Annotated in this window: 20 protein-coding genes; 15 read left to right on the forward strand and 5 right to left on the reverse strand. The window is 69.0% G+C overall.

Translation table 11 applies throughout. From position 1 onward, the window contains the following. The first annotated feature begins 13 nt into the window (after positions 1–13). The 6 genes from ACRDPS_RS05365 to ACRDPS_RS05390 all read left to right on the forward strand — a co-directional run bounded on the left by ACRDPS_RS05365 (position 14) and on the right by ACRDPS_RS05390 (position 6,128). Positions 14–340 carry a PadR family transcriptional regulator gene (locus tag ACRDPS_RS05365; RefSeq protein WP_431500596.1) on the forward strand — a complete coding sequence of 109 codons (327 nt, stop codon included), beginning with the start codon at positions 14–16 and terminating at the stop codon, positions 338–340. Further along, positions 337–1,467, forward strand: a complete 1,131-nt coding sequence (locus tag ACRDPS_RS05370) for an HAAS signaling domain-containing protein (protein ID WP_431500597.1) — start codon at positions 337–339, stop codon at positions 1,465–1,467. The genes ACRDPS_RS05365 and ACRDPS_RS05370 overlap by 4 nt, the downstream gene beginning before the upstream one ends. A gap of 163 nt (positions 1,468–1,630) precedes the next feature. Continuing rightward, positions 1,631–1,906, forward strand: coding sequence for a 30S ribosomal protein S15 (gene rpsO / locus ACRDPS_RS05375; protein WP_431500598.1), 276 nt, complete (start codon positions 1,631–1,633; stop codon positions 1,904–1,906). 149 nt (positions 1,907–2,055) lie between these two features. Continuing rightward, positions 2,056–2,202, forward strand: a complete 147-nt coding sequence (locus tag ACRDPS_RS05380) for a hypothetical protein (protein ID WP_431500599.1) — start codon at positions 2,056–2,058, stop codon at positions 2,200–2,202. A gap of 270 nt (positions 2,203–2,472) precedes the next feature. Continuing rightward, positions 2,473–4,731: a polyribonucleotide nucleotidyltransferase gene (locus ACRDPS_RS05385; protein WP_431500600.1), complete on the forward strand. Its 2,259-nt coding sequence runs from the start codon at positions 2,473–2,475 to the stop codon at positions 4,729–4,731. Positions 4,732–4,781: 50 nt separating this feature from the next. Then, positions 4,782–6,128 carry a M16 family metallopeptidase gene (locus ACRDPS_RS05390; protein WP_431500601.1) on the forward strand — a complete coding sequence of 449 codons (1,347 nt, stop codon included), beginning with the start codon at positions 4,782–4,784 and terminating at the stop codon, positions 6,126–6,128. 358 nt (positions 6,129–6,486) lie between these two features. Here the strand turns inward: ACRDPS_RS05390 and ACRDPS_RS05395 are convergent, their stop codons facing one another. Beyond that, complete coding sequence (locus tag ACRDPS_RS05395) at positions 6,487–7,002, reverse strand: class I SAM-dependent methyltransferase (protein ID WP_431500602.1); 516 nt, start codon at positions 7,000–7,002, stop codon at positions 6,487–6,489. Positions 7,003–7,133: 131 nt separating this feature from the next. Here ACRDPS_RS05395 and dapB point away from each other — a divergent pair, with 131 nt between their 5' ends. Further along, a complete protein-coding gene (dapB, locus tag ACRDPS_RS05400; protein ID WP_431500603.1) occupies positions 7,134–7,877 on the forward strand; it encodes a 4-hydroxy-tetrahydrodipicolinate reductase in 744 nt (247 codons plus the stop codon). Between the two features lie 9 nt (positions 7,878–7,886). Here the strand turns inward: dapB and ACRDPS_RS05405 are convergent, their stop codons facing one another. From ACRDPS_RS05405 to ACRDPS_RS05415, 3 genes are read right to left on the reverse strand one after another with little or no spacing between them, the layout of a single operon-like run. After that, positions 7,887–8,546, reverse strand: coding sequence for a GerMN domain-containing protein (locus ACRDPS_RS05405; protein ID WP_431500604.1), 660 nt, complete (start codon positions 8,544–8,546; stop codon positions 7,887–7,889). Beyond that, positions 8,543–9,943 carry a sensor histidine kinase gene (locus ACRDPS_RS05410; RefSeq protein ID WP_431500605.1) on the reverse strand — a complete coding sequence of 467 codons (1,401 nt, stop codon included), beginning with the start codon at positions 9,941–9,943 and terminating at the stop codon, positions 8,543–8,545. Before ACRDPS_RS05410 ends, ACRDPS_RS05405 begins: the two co-directional genes overlap by 4 nt. Continuing rightward, positions 9,940–10,653, reverse strand: a complete 714-nt coding sequence (locus ACRDPS_RS05415; RefSeq protein ID WP_431500606.1) for a response regulator transcription factor — start codon at positions 10,651–10,653, stop codon at positions 9,940–9,942. Before ACRDPS_RS05415 ends, ACRDPS_RS05410 begins: the two co-directional genes overlap by 4 nt. Positions 10,654–10,881: 228 nt before the next feature. Here ACRDPS_RS05415 and ACRDPS_RS05420 point away from each other — a divergent pair, with 228 nt between their 5' ends. Beyond that, positions 10,882–11,184 (forward strand): STAS domain-containing protein, encoded by a 303-nt coding sequence (locus ACRDPS_RS05420; RefSeq protein ID WP_431500607.1) that lies wholly within the window; start codon positions 10,882–10,884, stop codon positions 11,182–11,184. Further along, a complete protein-coding gene (locus ACRDPS_RS05425; protein ID WP_431500608.1) occupies positions 11,181–11,558 on the forward strand; it encodes a hypothetical protein in 378 nt (125 codons plus the stop codon). The genes ACRDPS_RS05420 and ACRDPS_RS05425 overlap by 4 nt, the downstream gene beginning before the upstream one ends. Positions 11,559–11,591: 33 nt before the next feature. Here the strand turns inward: ACRDPS_RS05425 and ACRDPS_RS05430 are convergent, their stop codons facing one another. After that, positions 11,592–12,179, reverse strand: coding sequence for a DUF3043 domain-containing protein (locus ACRDPS_RS05430; protein WP_431500609.1), 588 nt, complete (start codon positions 12,177–12,179; stop codon positions 11,592–11,594). Positions 12,180–12,463: 284 nt separating this feature from the next. Here ACRDPS_RS05430 and ACRDPS_RS05435 point away from each other — a divergent pair, with 284 nt between their 5' ends. From ACRDPS_RS05435 to ACRDPS_RS05460, 6 genes are all read left to right on the forward strand, one after another. Further along, a complete protein-coding gene (locus ACRDPS_RS05435; RefSeq protein ID WP_431500610.1) occupies positions 12,464–13,240 on the forward strand; it encodes a PspA/IM30 family protein in 777 nt (258 codons plus the stop codon). Next, on the forward strand, positions 13,237–13,515 hold the full coding sequence (gene pspAA / locus ACRDPS_RS05440; protein ID WP_431500611.1) for a PspA-associated protein PspAA: 279 nt from the start codon (positions 13,237–13,239) through the stop codon (positions 13,513–13,515). Before ACRDPS_RS05435 ends, pspAA begins: the two co-directional genes overlap by 4 nt. Positions 13,516–13,525: 10 nt before the next feature. After that, positions 13,526–14,431: a zinc metalloprotease HtpX gene (gene htpX / locus ACRDPS_RS05445; protein ID WP_431500612.1), complete on the forward strand. Its 906-nt coding sequence runs from the start codon at positions 13,526–13,528 to the stop codon at positions 14,429–14,431. 9 nt (positions 14,432–14,440) lie between these two features. Next, a complete protein-coding gene (gene pspAB, locus ACRDPS_RS05450) occupies positions 14,441–15,028 on the forward strand; it encodes a PspA-associated protein PspAB (RefSeq protein ID WP_431500613.1) in 588 nt (195 codons plus the stop codon). A gap of 190 nt (positions 15,029–15,218) precedes the next feature. Beyond that, positions 15,219–15,944 (forward strand): response regulator transcription factor, encoded by a 726-nt coding sequence (locus ACRDPS_RS05455; protein ID WP_431500614.1) that lies wholly within the window; start codon positions 15,219–15,221, stop codon positions 15,942–15,944. Continuing rightward, complete coding sequence (locus ACRDPS_RS05460) at positions 15,941–17,368, forward strand: sensor histidine kinase (protein ID WP_431500615.1); 1,428 nt, start codon at positions 15,941–15,943, stop codon at positions 17,366–17,368. Before ACRDPS_RS05455 ends, ACRDPS_RS05460 begins: the two co-directional genes overlap by 4 nt. Positions 17,369–17,571 lie beyond the last annotated feature (203 nt).

Raw genomic sequence — 17,571 nt, forward strand, 5'->3', positions numbered from 1 at the left:
TAGTGTGCCAAGCATGGATACCACCCAGCTGCTCAAAGGGGTGCTCGATCTGACCGTCCTGGCCGTTGTCGACGGCGAGGACGCGTACGGCTATGACATCGTCCGCAAGCTTCGCGACAGCGGACTCACGGACGTGGGGGACGCATCGGTCTACGGCACCCTGCGGCGGCTGTATGCCGCGGGCGCCCTGACCTCCTACGTCGTGCCGTCGGAGTCGGGTCCGCACCGCAAGTACTACGGCATCACGCCTGCCGGGAAAGGTCAGCTCAAGCAGCAGAGCGAGGACTGGACCCACTTCTCAACCACGGTCACCGACATCCTCCAAGGGGCAAGCGCATGACGACGACAGATGCAGAAGCGACCGTCGCACCGGAGGTGCGGCTCTTCCTGGCTCGGGTACGCCGCGAGCTCGCCGATCTCGACCCGGAGGCGGTGGCCGACATCACCGATGGGCTCGAGGCCGACTTCGCCGAGCTGGTGGGGGAGCGTGGGCCCGATGCGCTCGGTGACCCGGTCGAGTACGCCAAGGAGCTGCGGGCCGCCGCGGGAATCCCTGCGGGCAAGAAGGCTCGCCGCGGCTTCGCCGAGCGCGTCGATGGGCAGCTGGACGCCGGTCACGACGTCTTCGACCGGGCCGTCGAGCGGCTGGGCGGCGTGCTGCGCACCGATCTGGCGCCGGTGGTCGCGTGGCTGCGGCCGGCATGGTGGATCGCGCGGGCCTGGGCGGCTGTGTGGCTGGTCGGCGGGTTCTTCGGCTGGAGCATGAGCGTCCCCGCGACGTTGCTGCTCATGGTTCCGGCGGTCGCGGTCAGCGTGTTCATCGGTCTTGGGCGGATCTGGCCCGGTGGTGCGCGCAGGACGGGGGCTCGTGTCGTGGCGCTGGCGATGAACATGATCGCCGTCGCCGTGCTGTTCGCGGCCTGGGCCACGAGCGGTGCCTCGACCGACTACAGCCAAGGCTGGGACGACGGCTACAGCCATGCCGTCAGTCCGAACGGCGAGCCGCTCGACGAGATCGACGGGGTCCTCTCCAGCGGCCGTGAGGTCAGCAACATCTACCCCTACGACGCCTCGGGAAAGCCGCTGACTGGTGTGCAGCTCTTCGACCAGGACGGTCGGCCGATCAAGGCCGGCACCCGGCCGGAATGCGTCACGGCCGAGGGGAAGAGGGGTACGGGGGAGAGCTATCTGGGGGCGGACGGCGAGGAGACCTACGAGTGCATCGATCCTGACACCGGCGAGACGTTCGAGCCGCGGGTCTTCTACCCGTGGACCAACGGCGCCGTGCAGCTCTACAACGTCTTCCCGCTGCCCAGCCGGGTCCAGCCCGATGCCGAGCTCGACCCGAACGCCTTCGACGGCGAGGACGCACCTGCGATCCAGGTGCCGCGGATGGCGACGGTGCCCGAGGTATCGGCGCCGGACAAGGCGGCTACCGCATCCCCGAGCCCGTATGTCACGCCCTGAGGCCGGTGACGATTCGGGTCGGGCGCGGCGTACGGGCTAGTCTTGCCTGGTTGCCCCAGGTGGGGCGACATGCCGTTAGATCGGCCGCGGATCGTAGTGCCCCGGTGAACAGGCCCGGGCGCGCCGCGCAACGACGGGCCTCTGGCCGGAAGGGAGCCTTCGCATGGCAGTAGGAACTGACGCGGAGACCAAGAAGAAGATCATCGCCGAGTACGCCACGGTCGAGGGTGACACCGGCTCGCCGGAGGTGCAGATCGCGCTGCTGTCGCACCGCATCTCCCACCTGACCGACCACCTCAAGGAGCACAAGCACGACCACCACAGCCGTCGTGGTCTGCTGCTGCTCGTCGGCCAGCGTCGCCGCCTTCTCAACTACCTTCAGAAGAAGGACATCGCGCGCTACCGCGCGATCATCGAGAAGCTCGGCCTTCGCCGCTGATCTGGTTTCTCATACGCGTACGCATCGGGCCGCCTCCCATCAGGGAGGCGGCCCGATCGCTTTTCCCGCTGCGTCGACCCGACCATGTCGCCGTCCGAAGTCGACGTTTCAGACTGAAGATCAGCGCGAGACTCTGGCAGCGGACGCGCGTGCCTCGACGGACCGCGATCTCGGGCTGGGCCGGATCGGTCTTCAGCGGCCACCCGTGCGCCGCAGCAGTGCTCCGTAGTGCGACCACGCCGCCGATCCTGGTCGCGATGTCGACGCTCCCGACGATCGCGGGAAGCTTCGTCTGAGGGGTGAGCGGGCGGCACGCGGAGCCCTCCGTTCCGCATTTCGGGCAGGGGGCGGATAGGCTGAGCAGCGAGTGCTAGCGCAAGCGCGCGCGTGCTCGGAAAACGAAACACATCATCAGGAGCGGCCCGCCCGTCCGGCTCGGTCCTCGGTAGTGATTCCCAGGTCCTGTTCATGCGGTCCTGAGGGTCTCGATCGAAGACCGGCCCCGTGCGCAACGAGCGCACATGCCCGGCGCGGGGGCGCTCCGAGACCAAGACAAGGACGAATCCTTGACTGAACCAGTCATCACTGCCGTCGAGACGACCATCGACAACGGCAAGTTCGGCACCCGCACCGTCAAGTTCGAGACCGGGCTGCTCGCCCGGCAGGCCGCGGGCTCCGTGACCGCCTACCTCGACGACGAGACGATGCTCCTGTCGGCGACCACCGCCGGCAAGACCCCGAAGGACCACTTCGACTTCTTCCCGCTCACCATCGACGTCGAGGAGCGGATGTACGCCGCGGGCAAGATCCCCGGCTCCTTCTTCCGTTCCGAGGGGCGCCCGGGCGAGGACGCGATCCTCACCTGCCGCCTGATCGACCGCCCGCTGCGCCCGACCTTCAAGAAGGGTCTGCGCAACGAGGTCCAGGTCGTCATCACCGTCATGGCGCTCGACCCCGACCAGCCCTACGACGTGCTCGCGATCAACGCCGCGTCGATCTCCACCCAGCTCTCCGGCCTGCCGTTCTCCGGCCCGGTCGGCGGCGTCCGCGTCGCGCTCATCGAGGGCCAGTGGGTCGCGTTCCCGACCCACAGCCAGCTCGAGAACGCCGTCTTCGACATGGTCGTCGCCGGCCGCGTCACCGACACCGGTGACGTCGCCATCATGATGGTCGAGGCCGAGGCGACCGAGGTCGCCTGGGAGCTCGTCCAGTCCGGCACCCAGGCGCCGAACGAGGCCATCGTGGCCAGCGGTCTCGACGCCGCCAAGCCGTTCATCAAGCAGCTCGTCGAGGCTCAGGCCGAGCTGGCCAAGCAGGCCGCCAAGCCGGTGCAGGACTTCCCGATCTTCCTGGACTTCCAGGACGACGTCTACGAGGCCGTCGAGGCCAGCGCGGGCGCCGACGTGACCGAGCTCTACTCCGTCGGCGGCAAGCGTGAGCGCGCCCTGACCAAGCAGGAGCGCGACGAGGAGGGCGACAAGATCAAGCTCGCTCTGCTCGAGAAGCTCGGCGCCCAGTTCGAGGGTCGCGAGGGCGAGATCGGTGCCGCCTTCAAGGCGATCACCAAGCAGGCCATCCGCACCCAGGTGCTGCGCGACAAGATCCGCATCGACGGTCGCGGCCTGGCCGACATCCGTCCGCTGCACGCCGAGGTCGGCGTGATCCCGCGGGTCCACGGCTCGGCGCTGTTCGAGCGCGGCGAGACCCAGATCCTGGGTGTCACCACCCTCGACATGCTCAAGATGGAGCAGCAGCTCGACACGCTCTCCCCGGAGAAGCACCGTCGCTACATGCACAAGTACGTCTTCCCGCCGTTCTCCACCGGCGAGACCGGCCGCGTGGGCTCGCCCAAGCGCCGCGAGGTCGGCCACGGCGCCCTGGCGCGCCGCGCGCTCCTGCCGGTGCTCCCGGGCCGCGAGGAGTTCCCCTACGCGATCCGCCAGCTCTCCGAGGCCATGGGCTCCAACGGCTCCACCTCGATGGGCTCGGTCTGCGCCTCGACCATGTCGCTGCTGCAGGCCGGTGTCCCGCTGAAGGCTCCGGTCGCCGGCATCGCGATGGGCCTGATCTCCGGTGAGATCGACGGCGAGACCAAGTACGTCGCGATCACCGACATCCTCGGTGCCGAGGACGCCTTCGGCGACATGGACTTCAAGGTCGCCGGCACCTCCGAGTTCGTCACCGCGCTGCAGCTCGACACCAAGCTCGACGGCATCCCGGCCGAGGTCCTCGCGCAGGCCCTCAACCAGGCCAAGGACGCCCGCCTCTCGATCCTCGAGGTGATGTCCGAGGCGATCTCGACCCCGGACGAGATGGCCCCGACCGCGCCGCGGATCATCACCGTCAAGGTCCCCGTGGACAAGATCGGCGAGGTCATCGGCCCGAAGGGCAAGGTGATCAACCAGATCCAGGAGGACACCGGCGCCCAGATCTCCATCGAGGACGACGGCACGGTTCTCATCGGCGCGACCGACGGCAACGCCGCCGAGGCCGCCCGTGCGGCGGTCAACGCGATCGCCAACCCGACCATGCCTGAGGTCGGCGAGCGCTACCTCGGCACGGTCGTGAAGACGACCAACTTCGGTGCGTTCGTCGCCCTGCTCCCGGGCAAGGACGGCCTGCTCCACATCACCAAGCTGCGCGCCCTCAACGGCGGCAAGCGTGTGGAGTCGGTCGAGGACGTCGTCGAGGTCGGCCAGAAGATCCAGGTCGAGATCGCCGAGATCGACGACCGCGGCAAGCTCTCGCTCGCCCCGGTGCTCGAGGAGGAGGCCTCCGAGGAGGCCCCCGCCGAGGCCACTGTCGAGGCCGCAGACGAGGAGTGACCTTGGCGTCACGCAACACTGAGTGGAATGCCTCTGGCTCCACTCCGGCAGTGGGGACCGGTCGGCGAGAGATCGCCGGCCGGTCCTCCGGCTATGACCAGGAGCCCGGCACCACCGTCACGCTCGAGCAGACCGAGGTCAACGGTGCGGTGACCTCGTTGGTACGCCGCACGGTCCACACCTCGGGCCTACGGATCGTGACCGAGCAGATGGCCGGCGTACGCTCCGCGGCGATCGGCGTCTTCATCGGCGTCGGCTCCCGGGACGAGACCACGCGTCAGCACGGCTGCTCCCACTTTCTCGAGCACCTGCTGTTCAAGGGCACCCCGTCGCGTACGGCTCTGGAGATCTCCAACTCGATGGACCGCGTGGGCGGGGAGTTCAACGCCTACACGGCGAAGGAGTACACCTGCTTCCACGCTCGGGTCCTGGATGCCGACCTGCCGCTCGCGATCGACGTCATGGGCGACATGCTGACCGCGTCGTTGCTCACCGCTGAGGACGTCGAGGCCGAGCGTGACGTGATCCTCGACGAGATCGCGATGCACGACGACGATCCCGACGATGTGATCCACAACCTCGTCGCCGCACAGGCGTGGGGTCCCGAGACACCGCTCGGGCGCGGCATCGCCGGCACCGAGGAATCGATCGCCGCGCTGACGCGCGAGGAGATCCACGACTTCTACCGCGAGCACTACGTCGCGCCGCGGATCGTCGTCTCGGTCGCCGGCAACGTCGACCACGACGAGGTCGTCGAGATGGTGGAGAAGGCGTTCGAGGGTCCCGGCTTCCTGAACGGCGAGGCCACCCCGGTGCCCCCTCGCGTCGGGTCCCCGCTTGGGGTCGCTCCCGGCGAGACGAGCGCCCAGCGCCCGCTCGAGCAGGTCAACCTGATCGTGGCCCGCGAGGGCCTGCAGCGCGGCGACGACCGGCGCTTCGCCTTCGAGGTCGTCAACACCGCCGTCGGTGGGTCGACGTCCTCACGGCTCTTCCAGGAGATCCGCGAGCACCGTGGCCTGGCCTACTCGGTCTTCTCCTACGCCTACAGCCACGCCGAGACCGGTCTCTTCGGTGTTCAGGTCGGTTGCCTGCCGGCGAAGGCTGACGAGGTCCTCGAGGTCGTACGCTCCGAGCTGGCCGCCGTCGCCCGCGACGGCATCACCACCGAGGAGCTCGAGCTCGGCAAGGGCCAGCTGCGGGGCGGCCTCGTACTCGGCCTGGAGGACTCCGCCTCCCGGATGTCCCGCATCGGCCGCGCCGAGCTCGTCCATCGCGAGCTCTACTCGATCGACGAGGTCCTGGCCCGCATCGACGCGGTCACCGTGGAGGAGTGCCGCGAGGTCGCTGCCGAGATCCTGACCCGCCCCGAGATCCTCGCCATCGTCGGCCCCGCCTGACCCACTCGCCGACCCGGCGCGTCTGCCCCAGAAACTGGGGCCGAGTCGGCGCGTCTGTCCCAAAAAACAGGGTCGAGTCGGCGCAACTGACTCAAGAACTGGGGTCGAGTCGGCGCGTCTGTCCCAGAGAACAGGGTCGAGTCGGCGCATCTGACTCAAGAATTGGGGTCGAGTCGGCGCATCTGACTCAAGAATTCGGGTCGAGTCGGCGCGTTTGTCCCAGATCGGTGGGACAGATGCGCCGACTCGGCCTCATTTTCTGAGACAGTTGCGCCAACTCGGCGTCTGTGAGTGGGGCAGTTGCGCCGACTCGGCGTCTGTGAGTGGGACAGTTGCGCCGACTCGGCACGCTGTGGGGTCAGCGCTTGCCGATGATTCCTACGGCGGCGGGGACCTTGGAGTCGACGATGCTGACCCGGAAGCCGGCCTCCGTCAGGGCCTTGCTCGCCTTCTCGATGATCTCGGGCACCTGCTCGCGCTGGGTCGCCTCATAGAAGAGGTTGACGGTGCCGCCGGGGAGGACGCGCTCGTGGAGCAGCGCGAGCTCGGCGGATGCGTCGCGCACCCAGAACAGGTTGACGTTGAACGCGAAGACCTTCGTCAGCCGCTTGACCGGCACGCGCAGTGTCGCGAGGTCGATCTGACGGACCGTGAGGCGTCCTGCCTCCAGGTACTTCACGCACCGTCGCTTCGTACGATCGACACCCGACTCCGAGCGATCGATCGCGAACAGCTTGCCGGTCTGCAGCCGGCTACAGATCAGCTCGGCACCAGCCCCCGGACCACAGCCGACCTCAAGGATGTGATCGTTCGGTTGAACGTCCATGAAGTCAACGGCCCAACGGATCCGAGCAGGGATCGTCTGCACCACCATGAGGCCAAGACTGCCAGATACGTCTGCGGTTCGGCTCACAGCCCCTTCGACACGCTCATGAGAAGCCTCGTGAATTGTTCACCGGATGGCGGTAGTTCGTTGTCACAGCGTCCTCTATAGGGTTGGGCCTCATGACGAAAGTGGCTGTTCTCGGTGCGCGTGGCAAGCTCGGTTCGGCGGTCTGTGAGGCCGTCGAGTCTGCCGAGGACCTGGAGCTCGTCGCCAAGGTCGGGCGTGGTGACGAGCTGTCCGCGATCACCGACGCCGGCGCCGAGGTGGCCGTGGACGTCACCACGCTCGAGGCGGTCATGGGCAACGCGGAGTTCTGCCTGGCCCACGGCGTGCACACGGTGATCGGCACCTCGGGCTTCGGCCCGGACCGTGTCGAGCGGCTCGAGGGCTGGTTGGCAGACGCACCGGGTGTCGGCGCGATGGTCGTGCCCAACTTCTCGGTGGGCGCCGTGCTGATGATGCGGTTCGCCGAGCTCGCGGCCGCGCACTTCCCGTCCGTGGAGATCGTCGAGACCCACCACGAGCGGAAGGCGGACGCCCCCTCGGGGACGGCGCGCAGGACCGCCGAGCTCGTCGCCGCGGCACGCCAGGAGGCAGACGTGGATCCGGCGCCCGACGCGACGACGTCGTCGCTCGAGGGCGCTCGTGGAGCCTCGGTGGACGGCATCCCGGTCCACTCGTTGCGTATGTCCGGCTCGGTCGCCCACCAGGAGGTCATCCTCGGTGGCGTCGGCGAGCTGTTGACGATCCGCCACGACTCCCTCTCCCACGCCTCGTTCGCGCACGGCGTGCTCGCCGCGATCCGCGGCGTCGGGTCGCGCCCGGGACTGACGGTCGGGCTCGAGGACGTGCTCGGTCTCTGACCGGCACGTCTAGGACGGGCAGAGCACCTCGGGGCCGGCGTTGTTCTGCTTCGGCTCGCTCCGTGGCTGCCTGAGCATGCCGGCGTAGTCGGAGTAGCGCAGCGGCCCGGTGGCGAGGTCGCCCGAGGGCAGCGGCATCTGCAGGGGCTCACCGTCGAACTCCACCTCGACCTGGTCCACTCCTGGGATGGAGGTGACGGTGAGGACTGCCTGAGCGGTGGCGAGCACGACCCGGCTGGTGGTGACCGTCTCCTCGTTGGTGATCCGTAGCCGGGCGGTGCGGCCGTCGATCTCGACCAGGCTCAACCAGGACTCCGGCGGGAGCGCCGTGCCGAGGCCGGCGCTGAGGTCGGGCTCCGATGGTCCCTCGGCCAGCTGGCCGAGGATGGTTCTGGTCAGACCGCCCAGCCCCTTGGTGCAGTAGTGGGAGGGCGCCCGGGCGACGAGCCGATCGCGCCCGTCGACCCAGTAGAGCCGTGGCCCGCTGGCCGCGTCGCTGGCCGGTCTGGAGGGGGCGGCGCTGGGCTCCTCGAGGAGGTTGTACGGGATGTCGCTGCCCTCGATCTCGCGAGGCTTGCCGTCGGTCGGCGCACCACAGGCGGCCAGACCCAGACCCAGGAGCCCCAGGACCACCAGCAGAGACCGTGCGCGGACGGAGAACGGCCTCATCGCTCACCATCTCGATCTGCCCGTGCCGAGTCCGAGCCCGAGCCCGGCGCGGGCGCGGTCGGGAGCGTGAGTACGAGGTCGGCGCCACCGGTGCTGCTCTCCCGGCACCAGACCGACCCGCCGTGCAGCAGCACCGTCTGAGCGACGATGCTCAGCCCGAGCCCGCTGCCGGTGGTGGCGCCGCGGGCGCCGATGCGGGCGAACCGCTCGAAGATCCGCTCTCGCTCTTCCGGCGGTACGCCCGGCCCGGAGTCCTCGGCGTGGATCTCGACGGCGCGCCCTCTGGCGAGCGCCCGCACGGCGGTGAGACCACCGCCGTGGGTCTCGGCGTTGCGGATCAGGTTGGTCAGCGCCCGGTGGAGCTGGAGACGGTCGCCGTACACCTCGAGCCCGGGGTCTCCCTCGGGAACGTGGCCGTTGGCCCCGCTGTCGCCCAGGGCCTGGGCGAGCAGCTCGTCGACGCCCAGGACCTCCCACTCCGACTCCGGCGCGCCGGCGTCGAGCCGGCCCAGGGCGATGAGATCCTCCAACGCGTTGCGGAACCGGTCGAGCTCGCCGGCCATCAGCCGCACCGCGGTCGTCGAGCTCGGCGAGAGCTCCTTGGCGCCCTGGAGGACACCGATGCTGGTGGTGAGGGTTGCCACCGGCGTACGCAGCTCGTGGCTCACATCGGCCGCGAACCGGGCATCGTGGTCGAGCCTCTCCACCACGGTGTCGACCATGGTGTTGAACGAGCCGGTCAGGGTCGCGAGGTCGGGGTCGTCGGTGGCCTCGAGGCGGGTGTCGAGCTCGCCGGCCGAGATCCTGGCGGCGGCCAGAGCGACCTGGTTGAGCGGGCGGAGCACCCGCCTGGTGGCGTACCAGCCCAGCAGGCCGCCGGCGACCGTGGTCAGCGCCGCCGAGATCGCCAGTGCGTTGCCCATGGTCCGCAGCGTCTCGTCGAGCTCCTCGGCGTAGGTGACCTCGTAGTAGTTGGCCCCGACTCCTCGCAGTGGGATGCCGACCACGACGTTGGGTCGGCCGCCGCTCTCGGTCCACGACACCGCCACCGAGCCCTTCTCGACCAGGGCCGCGACGTCGTCGGTGGCCGAGTGGTCCTGCTCGGTGAGGCTGGAGGAGTACCACTGGCCGTCGTGGTGGACGTAGACGGTGGTGTGGCGCGGCTGGTCGATCTCGGCGAGCACGTCGGCGACGTTGACGCCCTCCGTACGCAGCCGCTCCTTGGCGAGGGTCGCGTCGGTGAAAGCCTGCCGAAGCGCGTTGCGTTCGCGCTGCTCGACCAGGTAGTGACGCGTGGGCAGATAGGTCCCGATGGCCAGGATGAGACTGATCAGCAGGGCACCACCGGCGAAGGCGGTCACCACCGAGGCCCGCAGACCGCGACGCGGGATCCTCATCGCGGGACCACTCGGTAGCCGAGGCCGCGCACCGTGAGCAGGACGCTCGCGTCGGGGTCCATCTTGATGCGGAGCCTGCTCATGTGCACGTCGACGACACGTACGTCGCCGTGATGGCCGTCGGGCCAGACCTGGTCGAGCAGGCTGGTCCGCGACATCACCCGCCCGGCATTGGTGACCAGCGCCAGCAGCACCTTGAACTCGGTGCTGGTCAGGTGAAGGTCCTCCTCGCCGCGCCTGAGCGTGGCGGCCGCCGGGTTGAAGACCAGGTCGTTGACCGAGTCGAGCACGATGCCCGTCGTCGTCGGGAACCCACCGGGGTGAGGGGTCGTGGGCAGGTCGGGGCGTCGCAGCGCTGCCCGGATCCGGGCGCGGATCTCGGCGACGTCGAACGGCTTGCGCACGTAGTCGTCGGCGCCGGCCTCCAGGGCCGCGACGACGTCACGGGCACCGTCTCGGGCGCTGATCACGATGATCGGGGCCGCCGTCTGCGGACGTACGTTGCGGATGAAGGTGAATCCGTCGATCCCGCCGAGCATCAGGTCGACGAGCATCACGTCGAACGGCTCGTCCGCGTCGAGCTCGAGCGCCTTCTCGGCGTCGTCGGCCTCGCCCACGACGAACCCCTCCTGCTCGAGGAAGAGCCGCAGCGACGTACGCAGCCCGTAGTCGTCCTCGAGGAGGAGCACTCGCTTCGACGCCTGTTGCACGCCAGGAATGGTCTCATCCGATCGCGCAGGATCCACGCCGTCGAGGGCCGGCGGCCGAAACCTTCATGAAACTGCAAAGAAACTGCCAAAGGTTCTCCATACTCACGGGGCATCGTCTGTCGTGTGCGCAGAGCCATCCCCACTCACACTCACCCGTCAGGGGATGGCTCTCGCACGCCAAGCGGCCGCCACCGCGGATCGGTCTACTACCCGCGGGAGGACTGGGTGGTGGTCCCGCTCTCGGACCGCACCGTCCGCGAGGCGCTCCACGACCTGCGCTGGCGCACCGAGGAGATGCTCGCCGACGGGCCGGAGGCCGTCGTCGTCGAGGTCTCCGGCCTCACACGGCTCTCCTCGGCCACGGTCGCCGCCCTGCTCTGGGCGAAGCGGCGCTGCACGAGCCGCGGCGTACGCCTGCTGCTCACCGATCCCGACGATGCCCTGGCCGGTCAGCTGCACCGTGCCGGGCTCGACACGGTCTGGGACATCCAGACCGGCGCAACCCCACATCTGAAAGGCCCCCGAGCATGAGTCTCCACCCCGACGCCGCCGTCGACGGCGCTCCGTCCACCCATCTGCTCACCCCGGAGGAGGCGATGGCGCAGGTCCACTCCTGGACCAGCTCCAGGGTCGTCGGCAAGCACGCCGCGAGCATGCTGGAGGTGCTGGCCGCGCTCGGGGTGCACGTGGCCGTCGTCGACACGCCCGCCGAGATCCTCATCAAGATGGCCTGGCGTACGCCGACCTGTGTCGAGCTCACCATCACCTGGACGCTCGGCACGTTCCTGCCGCGTCCGCCGGAGGCGTACGTCGCGGACAGGTTCAGCGACCTGGCGACCTCGTGGAACTACGCCAAGACGGCGACCGGCGCGAAGCTGGTCTGCCTGGTCGAGGACGAAGGCTGAGGCCAGGCTGACCCCTGCCCGAGCGGTGGCTCCTCAGCGGTAGTTGTCGGGGAGCCGGGTGCCGATCTTGACCTGCGGCTTGGGCAGGCGCAGCGGACGGATCTGGATCGACCGCATGATGGCGTAGTAGGTCGTGCCCTTGAGGCTCTCGTCGGGGAAGCGGCGGCTGAGCTCCTTGCGGAGCAGGAAGCGCAGCGCGATCAGGTTGACGATCACGGTGGCCATCACGACGAGGGTGAACAGCTGGGAGTACATCGCCAGATCCATGCTGACGTAGGGCACGACCAGCGCGATGATCAGCACCGGCAGCACGATCTCGGCGAAGGTGAACCGGGCATCGATCCAGTCGCGGATGAAGCGCTTGACCGGGCCCTTGTCGCGCACGGGGAGGTAGCGCTCGTCGCCGGTCTTCATCGCCTCGCGCATCTTGTCGCCATGCTCCGAGCGGCGCGCGCGGTTGGCGGCGTTGACCTCCTTGCGCGTACGTGCCGGCTTGAGCCGCGCCTTGCGAGCCGCCTCGGCCTCCTTGCGCGAAGGAGTCGGCCGGTTCTTGCCCTCGCCCTTGGCGGGGGTCTCGGGCTCGATGACCTGCTGGCTGGCGTTGGACTTGCGACCGAACAACGGAAGGACCTCTTATGTGGCTGCTGAAGCGGAGCTCGAAGCAAATGGGCACTGCCGGAAAGCGGAGCCCGGAAACATTTCGACTCTGCCGGGATGCGTACAGGATATCCGGCAACTGTGAGACACGCCGCATCGAGCAAGTCCGGAGGACCCTGACCGCGAGTTTTGTGGACCCGGCCTAGGGTGAGAGGCAACACTTGTCCTAGGACGACGTGAGTCCAGCGGCAAGCGACGACGCGGGACGGCCGGCGGTCGGCCGCATATGAGAGGCGTAAAGGGAACCGATGAGTGTGATGAAGCGGCTGAGCCTGGTCTTCAAGGCGAAGGCAAATAAGGCGCTCGACAAGGCCGAGGACCCACGAGAGGTGCTCGACTACAGCTACCAGAAGCAGCTTCAGATGCTGCAGCAGGTGCGTCGGGGCGTCGCGGACGTCGCGACCAGCCGCAAGCGGGTCGAGCTGCAGATCAATGGTCTCAAGCAGCAGTCCGACAAGCTCACCCAGCAGGCTCAGCAGGCCATCAACATGAACCGCGAGGACCTCGCCCGCGAGGCGCTGACCCGCAAGTCGGGCCTCGCCCAGCAGGTGAACGACCTCAACACCCAGCTCGCCACCCTTCAGGGCGAGGAGGAGAAGCTCACCCTCGCCCAGCAGCGGCTGCAGGCGAAGGTGGAGTCCTTCCGCACCAAGAAGGAGACCATCAAGGCGACCTACACGGCCGCCGAGGCGCAGACCCGCATCAACGAGGCCGTCTCCGGCATCGGTGAGGAGATGGGCGACGTCGGCATGGCCATGCAGCGTGCCGAGGACAAGACCCTCGAGATGCAGGCTCGCGCCGGTGCCGTCGACGAGCTGCTCGCCTCCGGCGCGCTCGAGGACCTCACCGCCGGTCCCAGCGACGACATCACCCGCCAGCTCGACGCGCTGAGCTCGGCCGGCGACGTCGAGGCAGAGCTGGCCGCACTCAAGGGCATCAACGCCCCGCAGCAGACCCAGGCCCTGCCCGAGGCGGACGCCCCGGTCATCGATGTGCAGTCCAACGAGAAGCAGGCAGAGCAGTGATCGTCCGCATTCTGGGTGAGGGGCAGTACGACGTCGACGACGCCGCCCTGGAGAAGCTCAACGAGCTCGACGCTGCCGTCGAGGCGGCCTGCAAGGGCACCGACGAGGCCGTCTTCGACGCCGCGCTCGCAGCCCTGCTCGACGGCGTGCGCTCGACGGGCACCGAGCACCCGGTCGACTCGATCGACTCCTCCGACCTGATCCTTCCCGGCCCCGGCTCCACGCTCGCGGAGGTCTCGGAGATGCTCGGCGACGAGGGCCTCATCCCCGGATAGACCGACTCTGATGTCGCGTTTCCAAGGCGATTCCGGGCTGACCGTCCGGATGACGTCGGTGATGTTCCTGCTCGGCGCCCTGTTCGTCGGGCTCATCGTGGCGCTGATGTTCGTGCTGCCGCCGCAGTGGGCGCCGATCATCGCCGTCATCGGGCTCGGCCTCGCCTGGTGGCAGTGGTTCTCCTCGGACACCCTCGCGATGCGCGCCATGCGTGCACGCGAGGTGTCCGCCGAGGAGGCGCCCGAGCTGCACGCGATGATCGACCGCCTGTGCACCCTGGCCGACATGCCGAAGCCTCGAGTGGGCATCGCGGACACCGACATGCCGAACGCCTTTGCCACCGGTCGTTCACCGAAACGATCGGTGGTGGTGGTGACCACCGGCATCATGCAGCGGCTGAGCGCCGAGGAGCTGGAGGGCGTGATCGCCCACGAGCTCTCCCACGTCGCCCACCGCGACGTGCTGGTCATGACCGTCGCCTCCTCGGCCGGCATCCTGGCCGGGATGCTCTCGCGCGGCTCCCAGTACGGCGCGTACGCAGGTGGTGGCCGCCGCGACAGCAACGGGCCTCCGGTGTGGCTGGTGGTGCTGCTCGTCTCGCTGGCGGTCTATGCCGTGTCGTGGCTGTTGCTGCGGATGCTGTCTCGCTACCGCGAGCTGGCCGCGGACCGGGCCGGCGCGCAGCTGACCATGAAGCCGGGTGCCCTGGCCAGCGCGCTGCAGAAGATCACCGGTGAGATCTCCGCGATCCCGAGCGGGGACCTGCGGTCATCGCAGGCGATGAACGCGTTCTTCATCGCTCCGGCCATCAGCGGCCAGTCGCTGCGTACGCTGACCTCGACCCACCCCTCGCTGGAGCAGCGCCTCGAGCAGCTGGCCCGCATCGAGGCCGAGCTCGGCCGACCCACCCAGTAGGCTCCCTCCGTGGGCATCTGGGACGTCATCACCGGTCGTACGCGGCCCAAGCAGGCCAATCTCGACGCGCTGTTCGCGGTGCCGACCGCCGCGATCACGATGCAGACCTCGCTCGGGCTGGTCCCGACCGGCGACGGCGCGGTCTGCTACCGCGCCGCCGCGGGGGCAGGTTTCGCTGGGACGCAGAACGACGTGGTCGCACTGCTGGGCGCCTCCGAGGGAGCACCACAGGTCAGCACGAACGTCGACGAGTTCGGCTTCACCTGGCTCAGCGTCGACCATGAGCCGCTGGACCCGGCCAACCCCGACATCACCGGTCTGGTCACCGACCTCCACGCCGTGAACACCACGTTGGAGATGAACGGCTTCGGGCCCGGGCTGCTGTGCTCACTGATCGCCTTCAAGGGCGCCGACGGACGCAGCGCCGCCCTGATCTACCTCTACAAGCAGGGCACCTTCTACCCGTTCGTGCCGACCGGCCCCCAGCAGCGCGACAACCTGCTCGAGATCAACGTCCGCACCGCGATCGAGGCCGACCTGCCCGTCGAGAAGGACCTCTCCCGCTGGCTCGCGGTCTGGGGCGCGCCGGGGCTCTGAGGCCTCCGGATCCTTCCGGCATCGGACCGCGCCGCTCTCTTCGCCGACCTGGCCGCGGTCTTCCCGAGCAGGTGGAGGTGCGGGCGGACCCGATGGTTGACATCGCCCGCCGATCCGGGCCGACGTGTGACATCGACACGCCACAGGGACCTCACAGCAACCGCACAGCAAAGAGCCGCATGATGGAACCATGAACGCTGGATCCAAGAGCCTGACCCGCTCTGACGGCTCGCCGCTGCGGGTGCTCGTCGTCGACGACGAGGTGAACATCGCCGAGCTGATCGCGATGGCGCTGCGGTTCGAGGGCTGGTCGGTCAGCATGGCCCACTCCGGTGTGAAGGCGGTCAGCGCCGCGAAGGAGATCGCGCCCGACGCGATCGTGCTCGACTGGATGCTGCCCGACTTCGACGGGCTGGAGGTGCTCCGCCGCGTACGCAGCACGAACCCGGACATCCCCGTCCTCTTCCTCACCGCCAAGGACGCGGTCGAGGATCGCGTCGCCGGTCTGACCGCGGGCGGTGACGACTACGTGACCAAGCCGTTCTCGCTCGAGGAGCTGGTCGCGCGGCTGCGCGGTCTGATGCGGCGGGCCGGCGCGACCCGCGTCGAGGAGCACTCGGTGATCCGGGTGGGCGACCTGACGATGGACGAGGACTCGCGTGAGGTGCATCGCTCGGGGGAGGAGATCACCCTCACCGCGACCGAGTTCGAGCTGCTCCGCTTCCTGATGCGCAACCCCCGCCGGGTGCTGTCCAAGGCCCAGATCCTCGACCGGGTCTGGTCCTACGACTTCGGTGGCCAGGCCAACGTCGTCGAGCTCTACATCTCCTACCTGCGCAAGAAGGTCGATGCCGGCCGGGAGCCGATGATCCACACGATGCGCGGTGCGGGATATGTGATGAAGGCGATTGAGTGAGCAGCCGGCTGAGGCGGCTCGCCGCGCCGCTGGCCTCGCGCCTGGTCATCACCGCGGTCGCGCTCGTGCTGGTCGTCTCGCTCCTGATCGCGACCTTTGCCACGCTCGCGCTGCGCGAGACGCTGATGGACCGTCTCGACCGTGACGTCGAGGAGATGTCGCATCGGAACGGTGGCCCCGGGCCGGCGAGCAACCGCCTCGTCGTACCCCCAGGTGCGGTCTGGGCCGTCTTCCCGGATACCAGCGAGGAGCAGGGCGGGATCGGGACCTTCGACCGCGACGCGGAGGAGGAGCTCTCCGACACGGACCTGGAGGCGTTGAAGGACGTACGCGTCGATGCGCGCACCCACGATGCCGACCTGCCCGACGCGGGGACCTTCCGTGTGGTCGCGCAGGCGATCGCCATCGATCCGACCGGCGAGCGGGCTGTGCTCGTCATGGGGATGCCCACCGACGAGGTCGATAACACCATCGACAGCCTGGTCTACTGGGAGGCCCTGCTGACCCTGCTGGGCACGCTGGCGGCCGCGGGCGTCGGCTACGTCGTCGTACGCCGCCAGCTCCGGCCCCTGCGAGAGGTGGCCGCGACCGCGCACACCGTGGCGGGCCTGCCGTTGTCGTCGGGCGAGGTCGAGGTCGCTCAGCGGGTCCCCGCCCGGCTCACCGACGAGGACACCGAGGTCGGCCAGGTCGGTATCGCGCTCAACTCGCTGCTCGACCACGTCGAGACATCTCTGGCCGAGCGCCATCGCAGCGAGCAGCAGGTACGCCAGTTCGTCGCCGACGCCTCCCACGAGCTGCGTACGCCGCTGACAACGATCCGCGGCTACACCGAGCTCGCCCAGCAGCGGTCCGAGGCGGTCCCGACGGCTCTCGGCAAGGTGGAGGAGGAGTCGATACGGATGACCGCTCTGGTCGAGGACCTGCTCCTGCTCGCACGGCTGGACCAGGGCCGGCCGCTAGCGCGCGACTCGGTGGATCTGACCCGGCTGCTCCTGGAGGCCGTCGACGACGCCCGCGTCGTCGGCCCCGAGCACACCTGGCGGCTCGAGCTGCCCGCCGACGCCGACGCCGACTCCGCCGACGCCGAGGTGATGGTCACCGGCGACGACCAGCGGCTCCACCAGGTGGTCAGCAACCTGCTCACCAACGCGCGGCGGCACACCCCTGCTGGGACCACGGTCACCGTCCGCGTACGTCCTGACGGCTTCGACGTCCACGACGACGGCCCCGGCTTCCCGCCGGGTCTGGTCTCAACGGCGTTCGAGCGCTTCACCCGCGCCGACGAGGCCCGCCGACGCGACGGTGGCGCCGGCCTCGGCCTCGCCCTCGTCCACGCCATCGTCACCTCGCACGGCGGCACCGTGAACCTGACCAGCGTCCCGGGCGACACCACCATCGCCGTACGCCTCCCCGCCCTCTGACTCCAGCCGAGAAGTCACCCCCGCACGCCGAGTTGGCACACCAGTGCCCTCTCGGCCTGCACAAGTGACTTCTCGACCTGCGAAAGTGACTTCTCGGCGGGGGTCAGTCTTTCTCAGCCAGAGTCGTTGAGCTCAGCCCGGGGAGATCGAGCATGCGCTGGAGGGCGAGCTTGGCGTAGTGCTCGGTGTCGGGGTCGACCTCG

Source organism: Nocardioides sp., from assembly GCF_050699375.1.
Taxonomy (GTDB): domain Bacteria; phylum Actinomycetota; class Actinomycetes; order Propionibacteriales; family Nocardioidaceae; genus Nocardioides.